The sequence below is a fragment of the Taibaiella chishuiensis genome (assembly GCF_003014535.1).
In the GTDB taxonomy this organism is placed as follows: domain Bacteria; phylum Bacteroidota; class Bacteroidia; order Chitinophagales; family Chitinophagaceae; genus Taibaiella; species Taibaiella chishuiensis.
The window spans coordinates 45,180-71,044 of record NZ_PYGD01000013.1 but is presented as its reverse complement, the minus strand read 5'-3'; the positions used below and the strand labels follow the sequence as shown (position 1 = coordinate 71,044).

Annotated in this window: 17 protein-coding genes; 8 read left to right on the top strand and 9 right to left on the bottom strand. The window is 51.0% G+C overall.

Annotated features, from left to right (window positions below; genetic code table 11):
* Positions 1-30: 30 nt before the first annotated feature.
* The 5 genes from B0I18_RS22755 to B0I18_RS22735 all read right to left on the bottom strand — a co-directional run bounded on the left by B0I18_RS22755 (position 31) and on the right by B0I18_RS22735 (position 8,579).
* On the bottom strand, positions 31-1,518 hold the full coding sequence (locus tag B0I18_RS22755; protein ID WP_181358587.1) for an O-antigen ligase family protein: 1,488 nt from the start codon (positions 1,516-1,518) through the stop codon (positions 31-33).
* On the bottom strand, positions 1,518-2,471 hold the full coding sequence (locus B0I18_RS22750; protein ID WP_106525071.1) for a Wzz/FepE/Etk N-terminal domain-containing protein: 954 nt from the start codon (positions 2,469-2,471) through the stop codon (positions 1,518-1,520). The genes B0I18_RS22755 and B0I18_RS22750 overlap by 1 nt, the downstream gene beginning before the upstream one ends.
* Positions 2,472-2,511: 40 nt before the next feature.
* Positions 2,512-3,423, bottom strand: a complete 912-nt coding sequence (locus B0I18_RS22745; RefSeq protein ID WP_106525070.1) for an FkbM family methyltransferase — start codon at positions 3,421-3,423, stop codon at positions 2,512-2,514.
* 23 nt (positions 3,424-3,446) lie between these two features.
* Positions 3,447-4,520 (bottom strand): peptide chain release factor 1, encoded by a 1,074-nt coding sequence (gene prfA, locus B0I18_RS22740; protein WP_106525069.1) that lies wholly within the window; start codon positions 4,518-4,520, stop codon positions 3,447-3,449.
* Positions 4,521-4,619: 99 nt separating this feature from the next.
* Complete coding sequence (locus B0I18_RS22735; protein ID WP_106525068.1) at positions 4,620-8,579, bottom strand: DUF7948 domain-containing protein; 3,960 nt, start codon at positions 8,577-8,579, stop codon at positions 4,620-4,622.
* 221 nt (positions 8,580-8,800) lie between these two features.
* On the opposite strand from B0I18_RS22735, the gene B0I18_RS22730 reads away from it, so the two are divergent.
* Positions 8,801-10,282 (top strand): GH3 auxin-responsive promoter family protein, encoded by a 1,482-nt coding sequence (locus B0I18_RS22730; RefSeq protein ID WP_245882146.1) that lies wholly within the window; start codon positions 8,801-8,803, stop codon positions 10,280-10,282.
* Positions 10,283-10,363: 81 nt separating this feature from the next.
* Here B0I18_RS22730 and B0I18_RS22725 read toward each other — a convergent pair whose 3' ends face one another.
* A complete protein-coding gene (locus tag B0I18_RS22725; protein WP_106525066.1) occupies positions 10,364-10,786 on the bottom strand; it encodes a hypothetical protein in 423 nt (140 codons plus the stop codon).
* Between the two features lie 362 nt (positions 10,787-11,148).
* Between B0I18_RS22725 and B0I18_RS22720 the strand changes: the two genes are divergently transcribed.
* On the top strand, positions 11,149-14,253 hold the full coding sequence (locus B0I18_RS22720) for an efflux RND transporter permease subunit (protein ID WP_106525065.1): 3,105 nt from the start codon (positions 11,149-11,151) through the stop codon (positions 14,251-14,253).
* Between the two features lie 33 nt (positions 14,254-14,286).
* Positions 14,287-15,609, top strand: coding sequence for a TolC family protein (locus B0I18_RS22715; protein ID WP_106525064.1), 1,323 nt, complete (start codon positions 14,287-14,289; stop codon positions 15,607-15,609).
* 1,038 nt (positions 15,610-16,647) lie between these two features.
* Here the strand turns inward: B0I18_RS22715 and B0I18_RS22705 are convergent.
* Entirely contained in the window at positions 16,648-17,166 is a 519-nt protein-coding gene (locus B0I18_RS22705; RefSeq protein WP_106525062.1) for a hypothetical protein, read from the bottom strand.
* Positions 17,167-17,348: 182 nt separating this feature from the next.
* Positions 17,349-18,308 carry a transketolase family protein gene (locus B0I18_RS22700; protein ID WP_106525061.1) on the bottom strand — a complete coding sequence of 320 codons (960 nt, stop codon included), beginning with the start codon at positions 18,306-18,308 and terminating at the stop codon, positions 17,349-17,351.
* A gap of 178 nt (positions 18,309-18,486) precedes the next feature.
* Here B0I18_RS22700 and B0I18_RS22695 point away from each other — a divergent pair, with 178 nt between their 5' ends.
* The 3 genes from B0I18_RS22695 to B0I18_RS22685 all read left to right on the top strand — a co-directional run bounded on the left by B0I18_RS22695 (position 18,487) and on the right by B0I18_RS22685 (position 21,390).
* The gene (locus B0I18_RS22695) at positions 18,487-18,798 is read left to right on the top strand and encodes an FtsB family cell division protein (protein WP_106525060.1); all 312 of its coding nucleotides are present in this window, start codon (positions 18,487-18,489) and stop codon (positions 18,796-18,798) included.
* A 77-nt stretch (positions 18,799-18,875) separates the two neighbouring features.
* Complete coding sequence (locus B0I18_RS22690) at positions 18,876-19,085, top strand: hypothetical protein (RefSeq protein WP_106525059.1); 210 nt, start codon at positions 18,876-18,878, stop codon at positions 19,083-19,085.
* A gap of 106 nt (positions 19,086-19,191) precedes the next feature.
* A complete protein-coding gene (locus B0I18_RS22685; RefSeq protein ID WP_106525058.1) occupies positions 19,192-21,390 on the top strand; it encodes a S9 family peptidase in 2,199 nt (732 codons plus the stop codon).
* 113 nt (positions 21,391-21,503) lie between these two features.
* Here B0I18_RS22685 and B0I18_RS22680 read toward each other — a convergent pair whose 3' ends face one another.
* Positions 21,504-22,256: a menaquinone biosynthetic enzyme MqnA/MqnD family protein gene (locus B0I18_RS22680; RefSeq protein ID WP_106525057.1), complete on the bottom strand. Its 753-nt coding sequence runs from the start codon at positions 22,254-22,256 to the stop codon at positions 21,504-21,506.
* A 70-nt stretch (positions 22,257-22,326) separates the two neighbouring features.
* Between B0I18_RS22680 and rnhA the strand changes: the two genes are divergently transcribed.
* Both rnhA and B0I18_RS22670 read left to right on the top strand, forming a co-directional pair.
* Complete coding sequence (rnhA, locus tag B0I18_RS22675) at positions 22,327-22,791, top strand: ribonuclease HI (protein ID WP_106525056.1); 465 nt, start codon at positions 22,327-22,329, stop codon at positions 22,789-22,791.
* 80 nt (positions 22,792-22,871) lie between these two features.
* A complete protein-coding gene (locus B0I18_RS22670) occupies positions 22,872-25,862 on the top strand; it encodes a M1 family metallopeptidase (RefSeq protein ID WP_106525055.1) in 2,991 nt (996 codons plus the stop codon).
* Positions 25,863-25,865 lie beyond the last annotated feature (3 nt).

Here is a 25,865-nt window from a genome sequence, read left to right as displayed (position 1 = left end):
TCGCTTTTTATAAGATCGTTGTTTGGGTTATCAGGACGAAGCGGGCAGGGTTCCGGAAGTGCCAGGACCTGCTGCCTGCGCGGCTTTTTTATTGATATGGTCGATCACGATAAGCAATGCGATCGGCATAAAAAACAGGGCGCCTACTTTATCGGTTTCGATCAGCTCGGAAAAGAAGTTGTTGACAAAACCTACAGCCGACAACATTACCAGGCCCATGGTCACTTTCTTAAAGAAGGGATCGCGGCATTGGTGGTAGATGCGCTGCCCGTTACTGAAGATCGCCATCATGAGTATGGCATAGAGTATAAGCGCCGGCCAGCCCTGTTCCACCAGCATAAATATAAAATAGTTGTGCGTGGTGGATTTTTCTTCGTTGCGGTGCACATAGGTTTTGAACATGGTTACGGCATGTCCTTTGTAATGGGTATAAAAATTATTGGGGCCCACTCCGACGAGGGGGTGTTCCGTACTCATGCGGGCCGAAGCGATCCAGCGGTAAAAACGTTCCATCGACGACATGTCCGTACCCCGGAAAGAGGCCGTTATCGCATCGGCAAATGAGCGTGGGGTAAAGGTGTACTTAAAGTTGGGACGGTAGTCGATATACTTGTTATCGTTGACCATATACACGACCAGCGAAGAAACAAACAGGAAAAATAAGGGCAATATCCATTGCACCAGTTTTCTGCGTACGGCAAAAGCTACTACCAGGGCGAAGATAACACCGATCATAGCGGCCCTGGCCGCTGCCACATAAATGGCGGGGATGTAAAAAATAATAACGCAAAGCAACAGTATGCGCAACTTTTTATTGCCCTTGCATAACTGGTAGGCCACCAGCAACAGCGGGAAAACCATGGACAATACCGTGGAGTAATCGACGTGGTTGCGGTAAAAAGGGCGTACGACCCTGTTGGAATCCCAGAAATCGAAATGTTTGAAATAGTGCCAGGTAAAGGCAAACAGGGCATGAAGGGTAACCGGTATCACGAACAGTTTAAACGCTTTCACGAAATCTTTCTTTTCGCGGAATATAAAAACCGGAAAGATCAGGTAGCTGACGATAAACCAGGACTTGGCCAGCATGTATTTGAACGACAAGATAAAATCCTGGGAGAAGCATACGGCCACGATCAGCCAGGTAAACTGCAGGATCAGGGCCAGGGTAAGGGGGCTGCGCAGGAACCATTCGGGTATGATCTTATAATTAGCGGCTACCAATACGATAAACATCACGAAGAACATCCACATGAACTGCTCGTCGGGGAAGGTCGTGGAAATCGAATTGTTCAGGAAGAAAACCGGCGCAGACAGCGGCACGCATAACAGGAAGAGCCAGTAAAATGCTTTCCAGTTAAAAAAGGCCAGTGCCAGCACGGGCACTACAAAGGGTATGGCCAGCAGGAAATAGTTGTTCGTATAGGCAAATAATCCCATGCAGGCGAGGAACAAGGCCCCGCCGCCCCAGGTCACCCATTTTTCGAGGGATGGTGTATGTTTGAGTCCGGCTATCATTATTGCTTGCCGTTCTGAATCCGGATGATCGTCAGGATAAGGGTAAGGATACAGGCAAAGAAGAAGCCGGCCAGTGCACATGCGGCTACGATCAGCGGTACGATCGGGTAGGTCGGAAAGTCGGGCAGGCTTGCATCTTCTACGATATAGAACAGGCGGATCTTGCCCTGGGCAATCACTTCAAATTCGTTGATCAGGGAGTTGTACTCGGCGCGGTCGGTTACCAGTTTATCCTTGGTTGCCGCCATTTCCTGTATTTTTTCCAGGGCTATGGCTTTTTCGGCGGTCACTTTATCTTCGGTATTATAGATCACCGAGTTGCCACGCGAAGGCTGTAACTGGCTATAGGCGCCGGATTGCGTACGCAGTACCATCATCGAGTCGTCGAGACGGGCAATGGTATCGCTTATTGCACCGGCTTTTTTATACAGGGCTTTGGTCAGGTCCTGGTTGGTGCTGATAAAGTAATCCTGGAAGAGGTCCTGCAGGTGCTCACGGGCTGCAATGGTAATGGCCTGAGCTCTTTTCGCATCCGGGTCGGAGTAATACAGGCGTATGTTTTTCGTGTCTTCGCGGGTAAACTTAAAGTTCTTTTTTACCTTGTTGAACAGCTTGCCCGGGTTATCGATACCATAGGCTTTGGCCAGGTCGAACTTTTCGATCAGGTAACCGATCAGCCCGTTGCTCTCGCCCAGGGTCACGATATTGTCTACATCGTCGGCTGTGGCAAAGAAGTCTTTGTGCTCGTACGAGGTGGTCCTGAAGGTAAAGTTACGGTCTACCAGGGTAGGGTTCTTTACGATAAACGTCGTTTCGGATTTGTATAGCTTTTGCTGAAGACTGCAGAAGACAAAGCCAACGATAGCAGCCAGCAGGGTAAAACCCAGGATGAACAATTTCCTGCGGTAGATGGCCTTAATAATTTCTATAAAATCAAAACGCGTTTCGGACATGATTGCTTGTTAGTATTGATTAAATGACCTTTCGGCCTGGTTATTTCCTGAAAATAATATTGTCTGATTCCATTTTGTTCCCGGTCAGGTAGGCATTGATGTCGGTAATGGCCTCCTGGCCGCCCTGGGCCGTAATAATATAGGATTGGTAACCGAGTTGCCTGAGCAGATTAACGGCTTCCTGGTGCTTTTCATTGTGCCGCGCTGCTTCCAGGTGTTCCATGGCAATAATAGGGCTATGGGCAGTAAGCAGCTGCACACCGCCTTTTAATACCTGGTATTCACCGCCTTCCACATCGATCTTGATGATTTTGGGCACCCGGCCTGTTTCCTGTACGAGCTGGTCTACGGTGGTGGCTGTTACGGTTGTCTTTTCGGGTTGAAACTCGGAAAACCAGGTTTCGCCCGAAAACTGGTCTACGTCCATCGAGTTGTACTCCGAAAACAGGTTGGGAAACTGGTAAAAGGTAACGGGCTCGGCCGTATCGGATACGGCCTGCTGCCGGATGGCAACCTGCGGCAGGTCGCGGGTATTGGCCTGGAGCAGGGCAAAGCTCTTTGCCGCGGGTTCGAACGAATCGATATGACCGGTATTGCCGGTAAGCGCAGCAGCCAGCAGTGTAAAGAATCCGTAATGCGCGCCGATATCTAGGAAGTTGTCGCCCTGGTCGAGGTTCCGGATCAGGAAGCGGGTCAGCCGGATTTCTGAATCATGGGTTTTGCCGCCAGCCAGGTAGATGTCGGTAGAGGCGGGCAGGGCCACCTGCATTTTACGGTCCCAGAATAAATTTACTTCCCGGATACGCTCCTGCTTGTTCCGGCGGTAGATAAACTCGCGGAAGAACAGGCTGGATAAATAGCGGAATGGGTTGGACAGTAACCGGCCTGTTTTGGAGGTGGTGGCAAACTGTTCAACCTTGTTTAATTTCCGTAGTAAGTATTCTTTTTCCATAGGCGTTAACCGGTATGCCGGTTTTAAATGCTTTCGCCGGCTTTCATTTTCTCCGAATTTTCTGCAAACTGCAGACCCTGTACCATTTCCTGGATATCGCCGTTCATAAAGTCGTCCAGTGCATAGACGGTCATATTGATACGATGGTCAGTAACGCGGCCCTGCGGATAGTTATAGGTCCTGATCTTGGCCGAACGGTCGCCGGTGCTCACCAGGCTTTTCCTGTGGTGGGCGATCGACTCCTCGTATTTGCGTACCTCTTCTTCATAGAGCCGGGTACGCAGCATGGTCATCGCTTTTTCGCGGTTGCCCAGCTGGGTTCGTTCCGTCTGGCAGATCACCACGGTGCCCGTAGGCTTGTGGGTCAGCATTACCTTGGTCTCTACCTTGTTCACGTTCTGTCCGCCCGAACCGCCGCTTCGTGCGGTTTCCATCTTCACATCGCTTTCTTTCAGTTCGAAGTCGATCTCTTCGGCTTCGGGCATAACGGCTACCGTTGCCGCCGAAGTATGTACGCGGCCGCTGGCTTCGGTAGCGGGTACCCTTTGTACGCGGTGTACGCCGCTTTCGAATTTAAGGGTGCCGTATACATCATCGCCGGTTACTTCTACCTGCACTTCCTTATAACCGCCGGCAGTACCTTCGGCTTCTGACAGCAGTGCGGCTTTCCAGCCTTTCTTTTCAAAGTATTTGAGGTACATGCGCAGCAGGTCGCCGGCAAAAATGCTGGCCTCGTCGCCACCGGTACCGGCGCGTATCTCCATAATGGCATTTTTCTCATCGGCCGGATCCTTGGGGATCAGCAGCTGGCGGATGCTTTCTTCCAGGCGTTCCTTTTCTTCTTCCTGCTGGGTCAGGTCTTCCTTGGCCATTTCCCGCAGGTCTTCATCACTTTCGGTAGCCAGCACCTCTCTGCCGAATGCTATCGCATCCAGGCAGTTACGGTAATTGCGGTATTCGTTAACGATGGGTTCCAGCTTCCGGTACTCTTTCGAGGTTTGGGTAAACTTCTTGTTGTCGCCCACGATCTCCGGGTTGGTCAGTGCAACCCCCAAATCGTCAAAGCGCGCTTTTATAGCTTCTAATTTCTCTATCATAATAAAAAGTGCGCGAATTTAAGAAGAATACGGGTTATTCCGGTAAAAATAAAAAGGCACGGTCAGAAATACCGTGCCTTTCCCGAATATAAAAAGTAATTAACGGATCAGGGTCACATTACCCTGTTTGGTAAATGGTCTTCCTTTATCGGTTACCGCTTCGATCACGTACATGTACACGCCCATCGGCTGGATAGCGCCTTTGTAGGTGCCGTCCCAGCCTTCGTCGATATTGGTGCTGCTGTACACTTTGTTACCCCAACGGTTAAAGATCGTAAAGCTCTTCAGTTGGGCAATACCGCGTTTGGTCGGTTTGAACAGGTTATTGGTGCCGCCGGGTGCAAAGGCGTTCGGCATATCCAGCTCTGTTTCTTTTACCAGTACATCCATAGAGTCGGTTACCACGCAACCATGCTCGGTACGGGCCGTTACAAAGTAGCGGGTCCTTACTTCGGGCGACAGGGTCGGGTCGGCGATGTTCGGGTTGCTTACGCCCGAGGCCGGGAACCACTGGAAGTACAGGGCATTGGTATTCGGCGCTACCTGGTAAGCTTCGCCGGGGTATACATTAATACTATCGGGCAGGGCCAGTACGCCCAGCGGGTAAACGGTTACGGTCAGTTTCTGGGTGTCGAGACAGTTGTGGATGTCTTTAATGTAAACGGTATAGTCGGTTGTCGTGGCCGGCGATGCAAGCGGGTTGGCGATACCGGTATCGTTCAGGCCGTAAGATGGTGTCCAGCTATAGCTTACACCACCGGTAGCCCACAGCTGTACTTCGCTTGGGGGGCAGTAGCCGGTGTCGGTAGCCGCTGCGCCAAAGTTGCCGGGGTATACGGTCAGCTTGATGCTGTCGCGTGCGGCACAACCAATAGGTGTTTTAACATCGAGGTACCAGGTACCGCTTGTATCGGCTACCAGGTCGGCGTTGGGTCCGGTCGGCGTATTGAGTCCGCCCGATGGGCTCCATTGGTAAATATAATCGGGACGATACGGGGTCACTACCGATTCCAGGGCCACTTCGGTCCACTGGCAGAATGCTTTATTGGGTCCCAGTTCTACCGTAGGTATGTAGTGCATACCGATATTGATCGATACCAGTGTGTCTTCACACCCGGGATGACTCGCCCTGATGGTATAGATATTCGGCTGATGAATGGTCAGGGTCGGGTTCAGTAATGTGGTATCACTTACGCCGGTCGATGGGGTCCATTTATAAGTATACCCGGGGGTACCGATTACGGTAAGCGGTATCATGGCCCCTTCGCAGACGACGGTATCGTTATTAATGATATCGAGCTGTCGCGGCGCCAGGTCGATATGGATCGTGTCCGTGACCGAGAAACCGCATATCCCCGGTATGGTATCTTTTACGGTTACATAATAAAGGTTGTTCACCGAGGGGTCTACGGTAATCTGCGGCAGTGTGGGGTTAGACAGGATGCCGGTACCCGGTTGCCAGAGAATGGTATTGTTGGCGCTTGGGTTATTGATATGTACCGAGAGCGGGATCGATTGCTGAAAGCTGCAGAGCGTGGTATCGTTTACTACGATATCGGGCAATTCGGTTTTCAGCACGGTTATGGTCATATAAGCCGTATCGTCCGTAATACAGGAAGAGTCGGCGTGCGCATACAGGGTAACGGTATACACGCCGGGGTTTACAAAAATATGTGTCGGGTTGGTATCGGTAGACGTTGTCGTATTATCGCCAAAGTCCCAGATATAAGTTTCGGAGGAGGTAGAGGTATTGTGGAACTTAACGGTATAAGGCGCGCAACCGGTATCGTTGGCACTGATCGTCGGATCGAGTTTAAAGTCGGAGTTTACGCCGGTAGCCTCGAAGTCGAATTTGTAACTGATAATGTCCTGGCCGGCGCTGTTCAGTTTTGCCGGGGCGTAACTGCCCGCAGTGGTAGGGAAGGTACCGGTAGGGGCATTGGCACAAACGGAGTGGTACACCACACCTTCCGGATCGAGCCTGTTAACGCCGACGTGGGTATGGTCGGGATAACCGCTGGATACCAGGGCGCCGAAGTAAGAACCAAACAGGATATCACTGAAGTTGGGCTGTAGCACTACGAACCAGAAACGGGCATGCTGCGTCTGGAAGGCATCGCCGGTGGTCGGCATATCGGCCACGGCGTTCAGACCGGCAACATAGGTATTGCCGCACACATCGTGCAGGAAAGCGGTAGGGAAATAATTGGAACTGTTCTGCGGGTTACCTACACGGGTCGATTTCAGCGAGGTGGTCAGGGTAGGGTTCAGTTTGTCGATAAATACATCGGTATTCGGCATATTGTACACACCTGCCGAAATGGGGTAGTCGCCCAGTGTACGGCCCAGTACAAAAATATTGTCGCCTTCGTCTATATCCAGGTTTACCGCCTGGTCGTCGGCGATGGTACCCACAAAGGTAGAGACCGCAATCGCACCGGTTGCTGCATTTACAATGCTCACAAAACCGTCCGATACGCCACCGGGCGCAGTGGTATGCAGGGCGCCTGCTGTGGTTGGGAAGTTGGTGCTTTGTGTGGCGCCGCAGATTACCAGGTTATTGCTGCTGTTGAATTTGATGCCATTGATCGCATCGGCGCCGGTACCACCCAGGTAGGAGCTGTACAGGAGGTTACTGCAGGCCGGATTGAGTTTAAATAAAACGCCGTCGCTGGAACCGCCGCCATAGGTAGCCTGCTGGGCGTTGGCCGTAACGGGGAAGTCGTTGGAAGGCGTACTGCTCACGACCCAGATATTGCCGGCATCGTCGAAGTTAACCTCCACCGGGCTGGTGGTATTCTGGCTTTGCAGGCCAAAGAAGCCGCTGCCGAAGGAGATACCGGTAGGCTCGGAACCGGAGCCACCCATATAGGTAGCACCGATAAGGCTGGTAGCGGTGGCGTTAAAATGCGCGACAAAGATATCGGTGCTGCCGCCCAGCGAGGCATCGTAAGCGGTGGCCGGTACCGGCAGGTTGCTGGAGGTGGTGCTGCCTACGAGGATCAATTCGTTCTGTTCGTTTACGATCATGGCATGGGGCAGGTCGTTGCCCGAGCCACCGTAGAACGTGGAGAAGACCAGGGCGGAACCGAGGGCATTATACTTGTTGATAGCCGCATCTACACTACCGCCGCCAAAAGTGGTCTGGTAGGCGCCGGTGGTTACCGGCCAGCCCAGTCCGTAGGCGTAAGCGCCCGCGTAGAGGTTGCCGGCCTGGTCGTAAGTAGTAGCATCGCTGTAGTTTGATGCCGAGGTGCCGCCGCTGTAGGTGGCAAATACCAATATCGGATCGATAACCAGTTCGGCCTGGTGGTTATAACCTTCAGGGAACTCGAAGCTGAGTTTACCGCGGTTCAGTTTGTATTTCGATTTTACGGGTGTTTCTTTACCGTCGATAACCTGGTACGTATAAGGCGCCTGTTCGATGATCTCGTTTACCGATGTTTTGAGTTTCAGGTGCCCTTCGGCAGTCAGCTGGGGTTGTACGCCATCAAAGGTGAGGGCGATCTGGGCAGCGTCGGCGCCAGGCGCTACTACGAAGTCGTATTTCAGCGAGCCTTTCTGGCTGTAAATGCTTACATCTACACCCTGGTATACATTCTTTTGGGTTACCTTACCATACAGGTGTACATTGCTCGCCCATTTAGAAGGGTCGTTACCGATATAGTAGTTGTTATAATGGCTGCGTTTTTCGTCGTTCGTATACTGAACGGCGGTATTAGCTCCCGAAAAGTTAACTTTATAGGCATGGTAGTGGATAATCTCGTTACTCAGGTTATGCCCGGGCTCATGGGTTAGCTCGTGGATGCGGTGCAGGTCTTTCTGATCTATATAATTGTATACAAAACCCTGGTTGGTAATAAAGACTGCGCCACCGGGTACATCGGCCCTGAATTTTGCCTGTTCTACCCACTGTCCCTTATTTTCAGCAAAGTCGATGCCCTCCGTTTTAGGAATCTGGGGTATAGCCCCCGACGCCTGGTGCCTGGATTTGGCAAATGATGGTGCTGTCAATAAAGCGCCCAGAAGAAATACTTTTGTAAAGGTCCGTATATGCATTCGTGTCGTTTTTCTGGAAAAAAATTACGATTATGTAGCTGAGAAATGTAAAATAGTGCAAAATAGTGTAAAAATCGACACTGTCAAAGAGATAGGAAGCCTGATGTGCGCAAAAAGTTCCAACAAAATCAACAAAATACGGTCAGGCTATTTTTCTTCCGTAAAATTTAAATAATTTTGATGCACCAATGAGTATCATCAGCCCGGCTATAAAGAGATATATGAAACTGCGCCTTAGCGCACTGGATAATTTTGCTTTAAACCCTATAGATACCCAGAAGCAGGTGTTTAACGATCTTATCGGTACGGCCCAGTTCACCGAATATGGTAAACAGTTCGACTTCGAACATATCAATTCCATCAAGGAGTTTAAACAAAGGGTTCCCGTCAACGACTACGATAGCCTCAAGCCTTATATCCAGAAGATTATGGAAGGACAGCAGAATGTACTCTGGCCGTCCCCGATCAACTGGTTTGCCAAGAGCAGCGGTACCACCAGCGATAAGAGCAAGTTTATACCCGTAAGCCGCGATGCGCTCGACGATACCCATTTCAAATCGGGTAAAGATGTACTGTCGCTCTACCTGCGCCAGTACCCGCAAAGCAATATCATGAGCGGTAAATGCCTGACGATCGGCGGCAGCCACCAGGTCAACCAGCTCAATGCCGATTCCTTTTACGGCGACCTTTCGGCGGTAATGCTGCAGAATATGCCGTTTATGGGACAGGTAATGCGTACCCCTGAACTTTCCGTTGCCCTTATGGATGAATGGGAAGCCAAGCTGGAAGCAATTATCTACAGCGTATTCCACGAAAACATAACCTTTATTGCCGGTGTGCCTACCTGGACCCTGGTACTGATCAAACGTATACTGGAAATAGCGGGCGAAACCGACCTGCACAAAATATGGCCCAACCTGGAACTCTATATCCATGGCGGGGTGAGCTTTACGCCTTACCGCAAACAGTTCCAGCAGATCATCCCCTCGGCCAATATGCGGTATATGGACACCTATAACGCATCCGAAGGCTTTTTTGCAGCGCAGGATAACCTCGAAGAGGAAGGCATGATGCTGTTCCTGAACCATGGCATATTCTTCGAATTTATGCCCATGGAAGAATACGGCAAAGAAGATCCGCAAACACTTACGCTGCGCGATGTGGAAGTAGGGCCCAACTATGCCCTGGTCATCAGCACCAATGCCGGCCTGTGGCGTTACCTGGTGGGCGATACGGTACAGTTTACCTCTACCGATCCGTTCCGGGTGAAGGTAAGCGGCAGGCTCAAACATTTTATCAATGCCTTTGGCGAAGAGGTAATCGTGGACAACAGCGATCATGCCATAGCCGAAGCTTCTAAAAAAACAGGTGCGATCGTAAACGATTATACCGCCGCACCGGTATATATGAGTGGTAACGAAAACGGCGCGCATGAGTGGGTGATCGAATTCGAAACCCTGCCGGTGCCGCTCGAGACCTTTACCTTTGAACTGGACAAGGCCCTGCAGGCGGTGAACAGCGACTACGAGGCCAAGCGGCATAAAGATATTGCCCTGCGTATGCCGCTGGTGCACCGGATGCAGGTAGGCGGCTTTAACCAATGGTTGAAGAGCAAAGGCAAACTGGGCGGACAGCATAAAGTGCCGCGCCTGAGCAACGAACGCAAATACCTGGAAGAGATCCTCGCTTTTATGGAAGCCTAAAACAGGTTTATGAAAGCCTAAATAACAGAACGGCCGCCCTCGTCAACGAGGGCGGCCGTTTTATACATATCGCTTCCTGCCTTATTTGGCTGGCTCTGCAGGTGCGGCAGTAGCCGGGGCTGCAGGCTGTTGAGGCATATATTTCTGTACCATACCCTGCATAAAGGTGCGTACCTTTTGCTGGTCGCCTTCGGCCAGTTTAGGCATCCATACGGCAACGCCTTGTGCCCATGTTTGCATTTTCTCACCGAACTCTGCAGATTTTGCGGGGTCCTGGGCTTTCAGAGCCGGACCATATTCTTCCATCAGTGCTTTAAATTCTTTAAGGCCTTTGGTGGCTTCCGGGCTATTGGCAATAACGGGCATAGTTACCTCGTCATTCGACTGGGCAGCAGCTGCCTGCTCCAGGGCTTCCATGCCGGGTGTGGGGTTAGTATAGCTCCAGGCCGGGGCGGCTGCGCCCATCAGGCCAATAATAGCAATACTCAGGATGGTTTTTTTCATAGCTTAAATTTTTTCGAGCATAAAGAAAATCATAATCAATTAAAAAACGATGCATTGGCTGCTAATTTTTTCCTAATACAATGTGAATTAGTGTAATCGGCTGCTATTGGTTTAAATCTTTGTATTGATTTTAAACCTTTTTTATCCGGCATAGTCAATCTGTCGCGCAAAACGCCGAGCCGGTTTCCATGAAAAAAATATACCTCCTGCAGCATTGCCGTATACCCATATCCTGCCGGGCTTGCCATACCGGTCAACACAGCCTGCCCTGGCGCAGGTAACCCTGCCGGAAATACCGTTACCCCTTAACCACCGCAACCGTCGCACGGATTAGATAACCGAAACCGAGTACCCATTCAACAATGAGTTTACCTTCGATAGCCCTTAAAAGACCTGTATTTGCTGTAGTCGCCAATATATTCATCCTGATATTCGGTGTTATTGCATTTAAATTTTTAGGCATCCGTGATTATCCTTCGATCGATCCGCCCATCATCAACGTACGTACCAGTTATGCCGGGGCCAACCCCGATATCATCGAGTCGCAGATTACCGAGCCGCTCGAAAAGTCGATCAATGGTATTGCCGGTATCAGCAATATCTCGTCGGTGAGCAGCCAGGGTACCAGTAATATTACCGTAGAGTTCGACCTGGGCGAAGACCTCGAAGCAGCCGCCAACGATGTGCGCGACAAGGTGTCGCAGGCTGCCCGTAACCTGCCCCAGGATATCGATGCACCTCCGGTAGTAAGCAAGGCCGACGCCAACTCGCAACCTATCCTCTCGATGACGGTGCAGAGCAATACCAAGAACCAGCTGGAGGTAAGCGACTATGCCGAAAACGTGCTGCAGGAGCGCCTGCAGACCATACCCGGGGTAAGTAGTATCCAGATATGGGGACAAAAGCGGTACGCCATGCGGCTTTGGTTCGACCCGATGAAAATGGCGGCCTTCAACGTAGCCTTCAGCGACGTGCAGGCCGCGCTCAATAAGCAAAATGTAGAGTTGCCCTCGGGTAAGATATCGGGTTACCAGACCGAGCTGTCGGTGCGGACCATAGGCCGGCTTAAAACCGAAGAGGACTTCGAAAACCTCATTGTGAAAAATGTAAACGGCAGCGACATACACCTGCGCGATATTGCCGATGTGGTGCTGGGACCCGAAAACGAAGAGACGATGCTGAAAGAAAGCGGCGTGCCCATGGTGGCGCTGGCCGTAATACCACAGCCCGGCTCTAACTACGTAGCCATTGCCGACGAATTTTACAAACGGTTCGAACAGATCAAAAAAGACGTGCCCTCCGATATCAAACTGAATATCGCGATGGACAATACCGTTACCATTAAAAACTCCATCAGCGAAGTGGAGGAGACCATTTTCGTGGCTTTCGGCCTGGTGGTAATCATCATCTACCTCTTCTTCCGCGATTTCCTGATTTCCATCCGTCCACTGATCGATATCCCGATCAGTCTTATCGGGGCCTTCTTTATCATGTATTTCATGGGCTTTACCATCAATATCCTGACCCTGCTGGCTATTGTGCTGGCTACCGGCCTGGTGGTGGATGATGGTATCGTGGTCACGGAAAATATCTATAAAAAGATGGAAGGTGGCATGGACAAACACCGGGCGGCGCGCGAGGGCAGCGAGGAAATCTATTTCGCCGTTATCGCCACTTCTATTACAATTGCCATCATCTTCCTGCCCATCGTATTCCTGCAGGGCTTTACCGGCAGGCTTTTCCGCGAGTTCGGTATCGTAGTGGCCGGTGCGGTAATCATTTCCTGCTTTGTATCGCTCACCCTTACGCCCATCCTCAACGTTTATCTCTCCAAGAAAGATACCTCGAAGAAATCGAAGTTCTATACCCGTACCGAACCGTTCTTTGCCGGGCTCGAAACCCGCTACCGTCGCGCGCTCGAATGGGTTATGGGGCATCGCTGGTTAGCCACCATCGGTATTGTGGGCTGTTTTGCGGCGATTTACTTCTTCGGTTCGGGCCTTAAAAGCGAGCTGGCCCCGCTCGAGGACCGTTCGCGTTTCCGCATTTCGATGACGGCGCCCGAAGGCACCTCCTACGATGCGATGGATAACTATGTAAGCCAGATCGGCCAGTTTATTATCGACTCCGTACCCGAAAAACAAACCGTACTTACCGTAACCGCACCGGGCTTTAGCGGCGCCGGCGCCGTAAATACGGCCAACGGCAACATCCGCCTGTCCATGCCCGATAAGCGCGGGCGCAGCCAGGACGAGATCGTACAGGCCGTTAACCGCAACTTCCAGAAGTTCAACTTCGGCAGGGCCTTTGCCATACAGGAACAGACCATTGCCGTGCAACGTGGCGGCGGCGGCGGCTTCCCGATATCGTTCGTATTGCAGAACATCAACTTCGATAAACTGGTAAAAGTATTGCCCGTATTTCTCGATGAGGCCAACAAGAGCCCGGTGTTCCAGGGGGTAGACGTAGACCTTAAAGTAAACAAACCCGAACTGCGTATTACCATCGACCGGGCCAAAGCCTCGCAACTGGGCATATCCGTAGCCGATGTGTCGCAGGCCCTGCAGCTGGCTTTGAGTAACGGCAGGCTGGGGTATTTTACCATGAACGGGAAACAATACCAGGTTATCGGCCAGGTGGCCCGCGCCAACCGCGACGAACCGGTAAACCTGAAAAACTATTACGTACGTACCGCCTCCGGTGTAATGGTGTCGCTGGATAATGTGATCGTGGCTGAAGAGAGCATCAGCCCTTCGCAGATCTACCACTACAACCGGAACAAGTCGGCCACCATATCGGCAAACCCAGCGCCGGGTTATACCCTGGGCGACGGTATTACCGAGATGCAGCGGATCTATAAAAAACTGCAGCAGGACAAAACCATCGACGAGTCCTTTACCTCCGGGCTGGCCGGCTCCTCCAAAGACTTTGCCGAGAGCTCTTCCAATACCTTATTTGCCTTCGTGCTGGCGCTGGTGCTCATCTACCTGATCCTTGCCGCCCAGTTCGAAAGCTTTATCGATCCGCTGATCATTATGCTGACCGTGCCGCTGGCCATTGCCGGTGCGGTAATCTCGCTCTGGCTGTTCGGGCAGACCATGAACATCTTTTCGCAGATCGGTATGATTATGCTGATCGGGTTGGTAACCAAAAACGGTATCCTGATCGTGGAATATGCCAACCATATCCGCGATGGCGGCGCCAGCCGGCGGGAAGCCGTGGTACAGGCAGCCAAGCTGAGGTTAAGGCCCATCCTGATGACCAGCCTGGCGATGGCCGGCGGTGCCTTGCCCCTGGCCATGTCGCTGGGTGCGGCCAGTACCAGCCGTATCCCGCTGGGTATCGTGATCGTGGGCGGTGTTATGTTCTCGCTGGTGCTGTCGCTGTTCGTGGTACCGGTTATGTATACCTTCCTTTCCCGCAGGAAAGTAAAAGAACTGAAAGCAACAGAAAAGCTGGCAGAGTAATCCTTGCCTTGCAGCCAAACAACCTAACTGATTATGAAACTGAAAATAGGAATTGCCCTGATCGCCGTATTGTCGCTCAACCGGTCGTATGCCCAGGATAAAAGCCCCGGGGAGGACCCTGTGCTGACGCTCAAAGATGCCGTAGATGCTGCGCTGGATCAGAACTTCGATATCCGGATCGCCAAAGTAACACTCGACCAGGCCAGGGCCAACAATACCATAGGCAATGCAGGTATGCTGCCGGCCGTAACCGCGATCGGCGGTGTAAACGGTACGCTTACCGATGCGCATATCGAACTGGCAAGCGGCGATGTTCAAAACCGTAAGGGCGCCCGTTCAGAAACCCTGAGCGGCGCGGTACAGCTGGACTGGGTACTGTTCGACGGGTTGCGCATGTTTGCCAGCAAGCGCCGGCTGGAAGAGTTGGAACGCATGGGTAATACCAACCTGAAGCAACAGGTACAGGGTACAATCGCTAATGTGATTGCCGGTTATGCCGAGGTAGTACGCCAAAAGCAGCAACTGGTAGCCATCGATACCGCCATGGCGCTTGCCAAAGTGCGTATGGACCTTGCCCAGCGTAAGTTCGAGGTGGGTACTTCGGCCAAAACGGACTACCTGCAGGCGCAGGTCGACTTTAATGCCAGCAAATCGGCTTACCTGGTACAGGCCGCTAACCTGCGCCAGGCCAAAGACAGCCTGATGATCCTGCTGGGGCGCGACCAGTTTGCCAATTACGATGTACAGGACAGCCTGCACCTGAATAAAAATATCCAATACAAGAATAAGGATCAGTGGATCGACCGGAACTATTCGTTACAGCTGGCGCAGCAACAAAAAAAGGTTTCGGAGTACGACCTGAAGATCGCCAACGGGGCGCAATTGCCGGTGCTCAATTTTTCGGCAGATTACAATTATAACCGTACGCAGAACGGCGCCGGTGTTACGCTGTTTAACCGGGTATATGGCCCGCAGGCTGGGCTTAACCTGAGTATGCCCCTGTTTAACGGCTTCAACCTGCAGCGGCAAAAGAAAGTAGCCCGGCAGGAGGTGTTCCGCCAGGACCTGCTGGTACAGCAGCTCTCTACCCGCATTGCGGCGCGTTACCGCACGGCCTGGCGCAGTTACGACAATGCCCTCCAGGCCCTGGCCCTGGAGAAGGAGAATATTAATTATGCCAAGGAGAATGTAATGATCCAGCAGGCCCGGTTCCGGGTTGGGGTGGCCAATACCCTGGAGCTGCGGGAGGCGGAGAACAGTTATGTTACTGCGCTTACCCGGTTGGTGGACGCGGCATATACTGTTAAGGTTACGGAAACCCGCCTGCTCGAAATCGAAAATAACCTGGTACAATAAGCTGTTTTTTATGCCCCTGGCTATAGCTATTGTCTATAATAAAGTCTCACAGACCGGTCCCGCTGACCGGTCTTTTTTATACAAACCTGCTCAGTTTGTTCCGCTTATGTGTCAAAAAATACCGTTTATAAGGTATTTAATACCACTGGTGAAAAATGAAGGCATTTTTGCTATAAGAAACCTTTATTTTACAACACGTTGTAGCAAAAGCGCAGGCCGGGTATCCTTTCAGCGCTGATTTTACCCGGACTGCAACTCAAGAATAGCAAAAACCCCCATCATCGTGTAAAATGAAAAAAGCCATGGCATTTCTGCCGATGGCTTTTTTTTATTTGCCTGCGCTTGCAGCGGGAAAATGAATGTGAGACCTGCGCTGCTCATTGCGCGGCCTGGTCCTTATTTTTCGGATCAAGTGGAATATCTTGGGGGGTATACTTACCCTGATTTTTTTATTCTTCTTTGTCTTAATACAAAGAAGCAAAAATCAAGACTGTAGAAAATTGCTAAAAATGCCTTGTACGCCTAAAAGAAATATTCCGGGCAGTAGCAAAAAAATGGACGAAGGAATGACGAACGAACTAAGGTACTGGGCCAGACTGTGGGAACTGTATTTCTTTCTATACGGCGTCCTGCAGCATTTATTCGCTGTGTTTTTTATTTTCCTATTGGTGCTCATGAGCGCTACGCGGTTTATTAACGCCCTTTTTCTAAAGGTCGGTATGTTTGGTTATTTCCTGGCTAGATGCCCGGCAATGCACGTAATGGGCGTCTAGCAAAGCATGCTTAGGCGGTTGGTGGCCAGATGTTACGACCAATGTGCACCCGTTCGCTGCGGCGCAGCGCTCGCTGCGAGAAAAATGAAATTCACAGGATCACATTCGCCCGCCAGGACCTGGTATGCAGTATATTTATCTATCCTCGATGGCTAAAGCGCTCCCTGTTAATTTCCCTTGAATAAATAATAGAGGAACAGATCTGCAGGCTTGATTTTTAATCCCCCAGAAATTCCGCTTGATCCCTAATTGCGCGGCGCGGCCCTTATTTTTCGTCCTCGATCACAAAGTTATTGTCGGCCGCGTACTGGTCCTGGGCCTTATGCACTTTATCCAGCGCTTCTCCTTCTTTGGAGGCCAGGTCGGTTAGGTTTTGAGTGGCCTTTTGTATCGCCTCGTCCGTAGATTGCGGGCCTAGTTGCTCCATCGGGATAAAACCGGAATTGATCATGCCCTCTTCAAAAACCAGGAACTCGAGCATCACTTTTTTAAAAGCTTCGGCGCCTTTGCCGGTATTGGGTAGCTGTTTGATGGCTTTGGTTTGCCCGGTTATAAAATCGGTCAGTTTTTGCCGCAGGGGCTTCAGCTGGCTGAAATCTTTTCCTTCGTTGCTGTTAATGGCCGCAAAACGGGTTCCCCATTCCGTACCCAACTGGTAAAGGGTTTCGGTTACTTTTACCAGCTCATCGTTAAAGGCAACGGGTGTCATGGACTTTTGGGCATAACCGGATGTTCCCCACAGGACAGACAGGAGCAGGACCAGGGATAGTATACGGGCTTTCATAGGCGTTGCGTTTTTTGGTTTAAAAGTAACATTTTAAAGCCGAAAACCCCTGTTATTACCGGGCCGGGTATATTAAAAGACCAACATTTTTCGACCCGGCCGGCGGGTAGGGGCTAAAAAGCAAAGCGGCCGGGATACCGGCCGCTTGGTTACCGGTACAACCGGTTATCTTTTTGTATAACTTATTTCCTTTTGATCGCAGCTTCGGCAGCAGCGATAATATCTTCGCTGGTCAGGCCGTATTTTTTCAGCAGGTCGTTGGGTTTACCGCTTTCGCCGAAAGTGTCTTTAACGGCTACATATTCATGTGGAACAGGACAGTTGCGGGAAGCCACATTAGCTACGCTGTCGCCCAGGCCGCCGTTCATCTGGTGTTCTTCGGCAGTAACCACAGCACCGGTCTTCTTCAGCGATTTAATGATTGCTGCTTCGTCCAGGGGTTTAATGGTGTGTATATTGATCACATCGCAGGAGATGCCTTTGGCTTCCAGTGCGCGTGCCGCTTCCAGTGCATTCCATACCATATGACCGCAGGCGATGATCGATACATCGGTACCTTCGTTCATAACCTGGGCTTTGCCGATTTCGAAATCGCTGCCGTCTTCTTTGGTAAAGTTGGCCCATTTTACACGTCCGAAACGCAGGTATACAGGACCCTGGTAGTCGGCTATCGCTTTGGTAGCCGCTTTGGTCTGGTTAAAGTCGCAGGGAACGATCACGGTCATCTCGGGCAGCATCTTCATCATACCGATATCTTCCAGTACCTGGTGCGTAGCGCCGTCTTCGCCAAGGGTAAGCCCGGCATGCGAAGCACAGATCTTTACATTTTTACCGCTGTAAGCTACAGACTGGCGGATCTGGTCGTAGACCCTGGATGTAGAGAAGTTGGCAAACGTAGTCGTGTAGGGGATTTTGCCTCCGATGGTGAGCCCGGCGCCGATACCGATCATATTGGCCTCGGCAATACCGCATTGGATAAATCTTTCAGGGAAATCCTTGATAAAAGCATTGAGCTTCAGGGAGCCTGCAAGATCGGCGGTAAGCGCGACTACATTCGGATTGGTTTTGGCGACTTCGTGGATACCCTCACCAAAGCCGGCACGGGTCTCTTTTTCGTTCTGTGCGGTATAATCCTGCAACATGAGTATGGGGACGATTGTTTTTTAAATGAGTAATCAGGCGCAAAAGTAAAACTATTTATCGGGCTTTAAACACCCTTTTTGATCTTATGGGGAAAAATAGTAGAACCCCGGCGCAGGCATTCTGGTTTATTTTTCCAAACTTTGTACCTTATTGCATTTATTAAAAAAAATTACCTTTGTGAAACGGCCCCTGAAGTTAATAGCCAATAAATATGTCATCACAGCCGCGGTATTCCTGCTGCTGATGCTGTTTTTCGACCAGAACGACTGGTTTACACAAAGGGAACGCGAACAGGAACGCAACGAGCTCCAGGAAAAGATCGATCATATCAGGAGCGAAAGCGAACGCATGGAACAGGAGCTGAATGCGCTGAATAACAGTTCCGGCAAGCTCGAGCAGTATGCCCGCGAAAAGTACCACGAAAAAAAGGATGGAGAAGATGTATACCTGATCATTACCGATTCCGCAAAAACAACTAAACCAAAATAGGTTTGTTTTGTAATTTTAACTTGGCGGTTACATAATAAAGTTAACAATCTCTCGTTTTACTTTAAAATTGATTCCTGATGGACCAAAAATTACACCATACCCCCTCTTTCAACACATTATCCGACAACGCCCAGGAAGCCCACTTACAGGTACTGCAAAACCTGATGGAAGAACAGTTTGCTTCTGAAATTGAAATGGTGCGTAAAATAGCACTGCAGCCGCGCCCCGAAGCCGTGGGTAACCTGCTGGACCTGATCAACCGCAAAACACTGGAAGAGCAGCATTAAGCTGTCCCGTATTTCAAAGCCCGGCCCCGGAAATTAAAATCACTTATAACGGGGGAGTAATTTATTGGTTTTAGGCTGTATTTTAGCAGCCTTAATAGTATATATAATGACCAATAGCTACACGGCTTTATTACGTAACCTATTTTGTGCACTGGCTCTTTTAGCGGCCTCGCCTGCATTGCAGGCCCAGGACCTCAGGCAGGTATCCCTCGAGGATATCTGGAAAAAAGGCACCTTTATTCCCAAAAATGTTCCCGGCTTTAATGCCCTGAGCGATGGCAAGCGGTATACCCGTCTCGAAGACGGGGTAGGCGGCCAGGAGATCAATATCTACGACCTGGCTAAAGGTAAAAAGATAAAGACCCTGTTCCGCGACAGTCTGCGCGACGAAGACCACGCCATTACCGACTATGCCTTTAGCGGCGACGAGCAAAAGCTCCTGCTGTTTACCAAATCGGAACCTATTTACCGTCGTTCCACTTTATTCCAGGTTTGGGTATATGACCTTAAAACCGGCGCCCGGCAATTGCTGGACCCCGATATGGTATTGCATGCCAGCTTCAACCCGGCAGGCAATAAAGTCGCCTTTGTAAAAGGCAATAATCTCTACATGAAAGACCTGGCAAGCGGTGCGCTTACTGCCGTTACCAGCGATGGCGCCAAGAATGCCGTAATCAACGGTAATTGCGATTGGGTGTATGAAGAAGAGTTCTCGTTCTCTAAAGCTTTCGAATGGTCGCCCGACGGCAATTACATTGCCTATTACCGCTTCGACGAAAGCAAGGTAAAAGAGTTTACGATTGCTTACTACGAACGCGAAAGCAATTATCCGCGCAACTATACCTATAAGTATCCCAAGGCCGGCGAGGATAATTCGGTGGTGAGCATTCACCTGTATGATGTGCGTAAAGGCACTGCGCAGACTGCCGACGTAGGCGCCGTAACCGATCAGTACATTCCCCGTATACGCTGGACGCGCAAGCCTACGGAATTGTGCATCTACCGGTTTAACCGGCTGCAGAACAAGCTGGAGTTATTATTGGCCGATGCGGCAACCGGCAGCAGCAAGACCATTTATACCGAAGAGAACCAGTACTACATCGATATCAACGATAACCTGACCTTCCTGCCCGATGGCGAGTCGTTTATCCTGAACTCGGAACGCGACGGTTATAACCATCTCTACAAATGGAACTGGGTAAAACAACAGCTGACCCAACTTACAAGCGGCGGTTGGGATGTAGATATCATGCACGGTGTGGACGAAAAGGCCAAAGCCGTGTATTATACCGCCGGGGTAACCTCGCCCCTCGAACGCAAGTTGTACCGGGTAGACTGGGAAGGCAAGAAAACACTGTGCCTTACACCGGAGCGTGGTACGCACGACATTACGCCCTGCGCCGGTTTGCGTTATTTCCTCGACAAACATTCTGCCCTGAATACCGTGCCGGTATTTACCCTGATCGATAATAACGGGCGCGACATCAGGGTGCTGGAAGACAATAAAGCGCTGCGCGAAACGATGGACCGTTATGTATTGTCGCCCGTGACGATGTTGCAGGTGCCCAATGAAAAAGGCGACCGGCTGAATGCCTGGATGATCAAACCTGCCAATTTTGATCCGGCTAGAAAATATCCCTTGCTGATGTACCAGTACAGCGGCCCGGGCTCGCAGGAAGTAGAAGACAAATTCCCGGTGGGCAATTACTTCTGGCACCAGATGATGGCCCAGAAAGGTTATATCATCCTGTGTGTGGATGGTACCGGTACCGGCGCCAGGGGCGAACAGTTTAAAAAGAAAACCTACCTGCAGCTCGGTAAATACGAGAGCGACGACCAGATCGCCGTGGCGAAGTATATGGCCGGTCAGAACTATATCGACCGCGACCGCATCGGTATATGGGGCTGGAGTTACGGCGGTTTTATGAGCGCCACCTGTATCCTGAAAGGGGCCGATGTGTTTAAAGCTGCAGTAGCCGTAGCGCCGGTAACCAACTGGCGTTATTACGACAATATTTATACCGAGCGTTATATGCGCACGCCGCAGCAAAACAAAGACGGCTATGATCAGAATGCACCGGAAAGTATGGCTTCCAAGCTGAAAGGCAGGTTCCTGATCATACACGGTACTGCCGACGATAACGTGCATTTCCAGAACGCGGCCATGCTTACCGAAGAGCTGATCCAGGCCAATAAACAATTCGAATCGACTTATTATCCCAATAAGAACCACGGTATCTATGGCGGCAATACCCGGCTGCAATTGTTTAACCGCATGACTGAATTTATCCTGAAGAACCTGTAAGAAAACACAGGTATTATAAATAAACACGGGGCCTTGTATCGTATACGAGGCCCCGTGTTTGTTTCGGGAAAGATGGATCATGCGGTGCTAACCACTGCATGTAAAAGGTGCAATTATATAATGGCAGGCTCTTTCAGGTATTCGAGGAAACGGGCAAGGCCCTGCTTCTTAGTTTCGTCGAGATAATACAGGATGTTTTCCCGGTAGTATACATTCAGATCGTAGGCGGGGTAAGGGTTTTCGGCGATCACCTCGTCGAGATGCTCCAGGCCGGCAGCATTGGCTTCGTTGAACTGCCGGATAAAACTTTCGGGAAGTTCTTTGTTGGCCACCCAGGCTGCGAAGATAAAAGGCAGGCCGGTAAAGGCTTTCCAGTTTTCGGCCAGGTCGTAGATGTATGCGAAGTTACCCAGTTGCTCCAGCGCGCGGTCGCCGATAATAACCGCAGCCGTAGTACCGGATACCAGGTCGATATAGTTTTCGGGCGCCTGCAGGAATTCCACGTCCTGTTTCCAGTAATGGCGGAGCAATACCTGTGCCAGCCGTACCGAAGTGCGGGATTGATAATCGAGATATACCTGCCTGATCTGCTCCATGGGCACCTTGCTGAAAATGCATACCGAAGCCACTTTGCCATCGGCGCCGATACCGTAATCACTGATGATACGGGCGTTGGGAATAGAAGGGATAGCGGCAACGGGTACCAGGCCAATATCTGTGGTATCTTCCTGGAGGTGCCTGGCGATGAGTGATGGATACTCCAGCACCAGGTCCATGTCCTGCATCACGGCATGGCGTTCAATGCCATACAGCAGCGGTTTGGTATTTAAATAACTTACTGCGGAAACTTTTATTTTGCGGTTCAAGATTGTAATTTTGGCCGCAAAGGTAGTTCACAAACCAGAACCGCAGGTTCATTTAATTAAATTCAATACATTGTCACTGATCATCTACACAGACGGCGCCTCCAGGGGAAACCCGGGCAGGGGCGGCTACGGCGCTATTTTAAAATGGGGAGAAAAAGAAAAAGAGCTTTCGGGCGGTTTCCAGATGACCACCAATAACCGGATGGAGCTGCTGGCCGTGATCAAAGCCCTGGAAGCGCTTACCCGCGAACAACTCGAGATCCAGGTCTTTACCGATTCGGAATACGTGGTCAATGCTGTAGAAAAAGGCTGGGTATTTGGCTGGGAAAAGAAAAATTTTGCCGGCAAGAAAAACTCCGACCTGTGGCAACGCTTTTTGAAACTGTACCGCAGGCACCGCATCAAGCTCAACTGGGTAAAAGGCCATGCCAATAACGCGATGAATAACCGCTGCGACGTGCTGGCTACAAGGGCGGCAGACGGCGGTAACCTGGAGCGCGACGAGTTTTTCGAATCCGAATATTACGGGCAATAAAAGCTATACGCCCTGCGTAAAATAATCCGCTATTTTTGCCGGACGTTTTATACCTATATCTCATACAAAACATCGCTATTTTGAACGCAAAACATATGCTACCTTGCCTGCTCGGCATCATGCTGCCCGCGGTTGTAAACGCCCAGGCTGCTTACTGGCAGCAGCAGGTAGACCACCAGATCTCCGTTACCCTAGACGATAAGGCCAATATGCTGCGCGGGCATAGCACTATTACCTACCAGAACAATTCGCCCGACAGTCTTAAATTCATTTACTTCCATCTCTATCCCAATGCCTTCCGCACCGACCGCACCGCCTATGAAAAGCAGGCGGTAGAGAACGGGCATACCGATCATTACTTCAGCGATGCTGACGACCGTGGGTATATGGACAGTCTTAAGTTTACGGCTTCCTACGATAACGGCGATCCGAGATCCATGGGCGTAGTCGTTACTACCGATCCCGATGTGATCAAACTGGTATTGCCGGATATCCTGCCGCCCGGCGGCCGTTTACTGATCGAAACGCCATTCCGCGTCAAGATCCCGAAAACCTTTTCCCGCCTGGGTCATGGCCGGGAATCCTTCCAGGTATCGCAGTGGTTCCCCAAGCCGGCGGTATACGATGCTAAAGGCTGGCATCCCTTACCGTACCTCGACCAGGGCGAATTCTACAGCGAATTCGGCAACTACGAAGTGGCGGTAACCCTGCCGGCCAACTATATCATAATGGGTAGCGGCAATATACAGGAAGAAAGCGAGCGGGCCTGGCTGGAAAAGCTGGCTGCCCAGCCTTTGCCTGCGGATACCCTTTATAAAAAAAGCAGGCCGCTTTCTGCAGAGCAGATGAAAACGGTAACCTTCGAAGAACAAAACATACATGACTTTGCCTGGTTTGCCGATAAGACCTGGATCGTACGGAAAGATACCGTAAGCGTACCCGGTGGTGGCGTTGTAGAAGCCTTTACCTGTTTTACGCCGGAGCATCAGAAAGCCTGGAGCAAAAGCCTGGTGGCCGTTAAGACCGCGATAAACGGCTACAGCAGCCGGGTAGGGGCCTATCCCTACCGTACCGTTAAGGCGGTAGAAGGGCCTATGCCTGCCGGTGGCGGCATGGAGTACCCGACCATAACGATTATAGCCGCCACACCCGATGCCGACATGGTACGCACTGCCATCGTGCACGAAGTAGGGCACAACTGGTTTTACGGCATGCTGGGCAGCAACGAGCGCAATAATCCCTGGATGGATGAGGGTATTAATAGTTTTTACGAACAAAAGCTGGCGCCCGACGAAAGCGCTTTTACCAAACTTACCGGCGGCAAGGACGGCAACTTCCTGGGGTATGCCACCTTATCGGCTACCCATAACCTGTTGCCTGCCAACAGCGATGCTACGCTCTTTCCCGAAATGAGCTATGGCGTGGACATCTATGGCAAGACGGCTTACCTGGTGGCCTGGCTGGAAGATTATATGGGTCCCGATTCGTTCGAAACCGCCATGAAAGACTACTTCCGGACCTGGCAGTATAAACATCCGCAGCCCGAAGACTTTGAAGCCGTGATGCGCCGGCATAGCAATAAGAACCTGGATTGGTTCTTCAGCGAGGCCATGACCACCAATAAGCCGGTGGACTTTGCCCTGCAGTCCGTGTCCAAAAAAGATGGGCTTACCGTAAAGATCAAAAACAAAACCGGTTTTAAAGCGCCGGTCAAAATAGCCTTGTACCCCGGTAACCAGGCAGACTCGGCCTTTGCCTGGACCGAACCCTTTACCGGTACCGCCACGGTAAACTTCCCGGGTATCGATCGTTATAAAGAACTGAAGATTGCCGGGGTGATCCCGGACTATAACATCCGCAACAACGATACCCGCCGCCGCTGGAAACTCAAGCCCTTCCTGGGTTTTAATATGGACCGTACCAGCAAGACCTTTATCTCCCCGGCCCTGGGCTTTAACTATTACGACGGTTTTATGGCCGGTATATTACTGCATAACCTGACCCTGCCGCAGCATAAATTCCAGTATATGCTGGCGCCGCTTTATGGGTTCGGCAGCAAGACTGCTGCAGGTACGGGTGTTGTGGGTTATACCGCTTATTTCGACCAGGGCTTCCTGCACGATATCCAGTTTAACGTAGAGGGCAAAACCTTCTCGTATACCAAAAACAAGCTGAACGTGGACGAAGCCGTACATGCCCGCTTTGTCAAAGTAGCGCCCGAAGTTATCTTTAACCTGCGCAAGCCTTATCCCCGCAGCCCGGTAACCCGTACCTTGTCGCTGAAGGGATACTGGATCAGGGAAGACCAGCTCGACTTCAACATGAGCCCGGTAGATAGCCTCTACCGGCCATCGAAAGGCGGTTACGAAGACAATTTTTATGCGCGTATCCGTTATCGCCACGACAACGACCGCACCTTCAATCCCTTTAACTATACCCTCGAAGGCCAGGCCGGCAAACAGTTTGCCAAACTGAGCGTAGAGGCCAACCTGCGGATCGATTACTTTAAAAAGAACAAAGCGCTGTACCTGCGGGCCTATGCCGGCAAGTTCTTCAACTTTGCCAGCAACGACTTCGATGCCTACCGCTACCGCATAGCCAATACCTACAGCGGCGCCAACGATTACCTGTACGATGAGACCTACCTGGGCCGCAACGAGCAGCGCGGCTTCTATGCCCAGCAGATCAGTATGAAGGAAGGTGGCTTTAAAGTGAACACCCTGCAATATTCGCAGCAGCTGGGGCTTACCGACGACTGGCTGTTTGCCCTGAACATAAAAACCGATCTGCCTTTCTGGAACCTGCCGGTGCGGATCTTTGCCGATGTGGCCACTTTTGCCGATGCCAAACGTATAAATCCCAGCGGCGCCGGGGTATTATATGAGGCGGGCCTGGAAGTATCGGTTACCGATTATATAACCATATACCTGCCGCTGGTGCTGAGCAAGGACCTGAGCGAATACACCAAATCCGTATACCCCGAGAACCGTTTCCTGAAAACCATTGCGTTCAGCATTAACCTGGACCGCATCAACTGGCTGAAACTGCCTTCCAAAATATTGAAAATGTAACTA